The 2,486-nt window shown below is 44.0% G+C and carries 2 protein-coding genes and 2 pseudogenes; 3 read left to right on the top strand and 1 reads right to left on the bottom strand.

The annotated features are described in order from the left end of the window. Both BG32_RS14030 and BG32_RS14025 read left to right on the top strand, forming a co-directional pair. A pseudogene (locus tag BG32_RS14030) lies at positions 1-266 on the top strand (sugar ABC transporter permease); the annotation flags it as partial. Positions 267-276: 10 nt separating this feature from the next. Beyond that, the gene (locus BG32_RS14025; protein ID WP_006492127.1) at positions 277-1,128 is read left to right on the top strand and encodes a carbohydrate ABC transporter permease; all 852 of its coding nucleotides are present in this window, start codon (positions 277-279) and stop codon (positions 1,126-1,128) included. On the opposite strand, the gene BG32_RS14020 is transcribed toward BG32_RS14025, so the two are convergent. Then, positions 1,107-2,075: a hypothetical protein gene (locus BG32_RS14020; RefSeq protein ID WP_006492126.1), complete on the bottom strand. Its 969-nt coding sequence runs from the start codon at positions 2,073-2,075 to the stop codon at positions 1,107-1,109. The two genes, BG32_RS14025 and BG32_RS14020, sit on opposite strands and share 22 nt — an antisense overlap. Positions 2,076-2,226: 151 nt before the next feature. On the opposite strand from BG32_RS14020, the pseudogene BG32_RS14015 reads away from it, so the two are divergent. Then, positions 2,227-2,486: pseudogene (locus tag BG32_RS14015) on the top strand (hypothetical protein); the annotation flags it as partial.

The following is a 2,486-nucleotide window of genomic DNA, read 5'->3' as shown; positions in this document are numbered from 1 at the left end:
CTTTGCTGAAACCGACAACCGTTTTAGTGTCGATTATGTCTATGCTTCAGTGTCTGAAAACATTCAGCACCCAGTATCTCTTCACGCAATCGGGAGCTCCTACCCAGCCAATAAACGTAATAACCCTTAACATATACAACACGGCGATCAGAGACCATGACATTGGCAGAGCAAGCGCCATGAGTATTATCCTCTTCGGCATAATGCTCTTCTTTACCTGGCTTCAATTCAGAGTAAGCAAATCAGGTGGAGAAGTAGACTATTAGGAGGTGTCTTGTGAAGACAATTCGGAAACAATCCGTGGTTGTTGATGTCTTGATATGGGCCTTCCTTATAGTGACAGCCATCGTGATTCTTGCACCCATAGTCTTTATGTTCACGGCCTCGCTTATGCCCTCGAAAGATATCCTGAAGATGCCGTATTCCTGGATCCCGAAGGATCTCTACCTGGATAATTACTGGCAAGCAATAAGGGGGAATGATGGCAGTTTCATCTACCCCAGGAACATACTCAACTCATTCATAGTTGCGGGAGCTGTTTCACTCTCTACCGTATTCCTTTCCGCGTTGACGGGATATGGTCTGGCTAAGTTTCCCTTTAAAGGGAGAAATCTAGTGTTCCTTTTGATCATGGCTACCATGATGATCCCCTTCGAAGCCATTATGATTCCTCTGTATCTCGTTGCAACATCACTCAAGATCCAGGACTCATATGTTGGACTGATACTCCCCTTTATGGTTAACGCTTTTGGAATATTCCTGATGAGGCAGTATTTGATAACGTTTCCCGATGAAATAATTGATGCCGCCAGAATAGATGGTTCAGGCGAGTTTAGCATCTTCTGGAAGATAATACTGCCAAATAGTGCTCCGGCAGTTGCTACACTTGCCATCCTTACATTTCGAAGTCAGTGGGACAACCTGCTTTGGCCTCTCTTGATCTCACAGAGTGAAGAAATGAAGACAATCCCACTGTACATTGTGAAGTTTGCCATGGAAAAACATACTAACGAGGGAGCGATGATGGCGGCTGCAGCAATAGCAAGCATTCCCATGCTGATTCTCTTTCTTGCGCTCTCTAAGTATTTTGTCAGTGGAGCGTCTCTTCATTCATCGAGAAAGGGGTGATCTAGGAAGTACCTAGCCTCAACAAGTCCAAAAAAGCTGCCCTTAAGGGAAAAAATCTCCTGAGAGGTGTTTCTGTCAATTACAGCAACCGAATCATCAAGCCGACATACGAGGAGCTTATTGTGGTTTTGCCAGTCGATTATCGGCACGGTCTCTCTTAATTTGCCGTTTACGACGTGTCTTTCTTTAAGAGAAAAGTTGTTTGTGTCAAAAACCAGTATTTCATCAACCCTCGAGTCGACCACAAACAAATCCCCATCACTAACTGAAACATCCATTGCGTAGCCAACCTTAATTTCGGCTTTCTTGACGAGAGCAGAGTCACCAATTTCAAAAACCATTACTCCTCTCTCTCCTGCTGCAACATAAAACGAGTTTTCCCAGGCTGTAATGGCGTTTACTACTACCCCCTCTTCCAGATCACTCACATACCTGGGATAAATGTGATCGATTAGCTCGAATCCCTTCTCCCCTCTCCGAATCACGAAAAGTCCATCAAGCTCGCTTCCAACCAACAAGTAGTCACCCAGGTACGCTAGGGAGTTTACCCAGCCTTTCAATGGTATTGTCTGAATGTGTTTATAAAAGGACGATCCATAGAACTTAAAGACTTCTACCCCGTGTGTCCCGTCGGCTACAAAGACTTCTAGCCTCTCAATATTAACTTCGATTGCTTCGCAATGAAAAGTGTCCACCACCCTATAACCCCCCGGTTGAAGAACGGGAATCACCGCAAAGCCTTTGTCTCTAAGGACATTGAAGATCAGTTTACCGGCAACTATTCCTCCACTCGATAACGAGGTGACAGGTATGACTCTAATATTCCACTCCTGATTCCCGGCAATGACTTCAACTAGACCGTTAAATCCAGATCCAATGTAGAACCCACTAGCGAGTGAAATAGAAGAGAAAAAGAAAACGATCCCTAAGAGAATCACTCTTCTCATATTCCCACCCCCAAGACCATTTTAATACACCATCAAATAAACAAGGATCCTATCTAACGACACAAGACTGACTTTTTGGTGGTCTCAAGATCGGAAATTAGATTTTTCCCTAGAAGAAACAAGTAATATAATTGAATAGAGAGGTGATCTTATGAGTAAGAAGGAGTTCCTTAAAAGGATTCTTTCAGAAGGGCGAAGTGCAGACGAGATAGCCGATCTCTTTGGAATTACCGCCGAAAGGTTAGAGAATTATCTGGAAGACCCTTCACGGTCGAAGCTTGCCGTCGCAGAGATCAAGACTGAGCTAAGAAGGCTGGAAAGCTTGCCTCTGGAAACAAAGGAAGACATTCTTCTCTTCTCTTTCAGAGTTATACTGGAATCGATAAACTTTCTGTTCTCCGATATTGAAAG

It is taken from the genome of Mesotoga sp. HF07.pep.5.2.highcov (genome assembly GCF_003666285.1).
GTDB lineage: Bacteria > Thermotogota > Thermotogae > Petrotogales > Kosmotogaceae > Mesotoga > Mesotoga prima.
Note: the sequence above shows the minus strand (reverse complement) of the source record. Positions and strands in the feature narration are given on the sequence as shown.

Coding starts and splice junctions, on each gene's coding strand:
- BG32_RS14020 (WP_006492126.1), bottom strand. CDS start 2,075: ATGAGAAGAGTGATTCTCTTAGGGATCGTTTTCTTTTTCTCTTCTATT.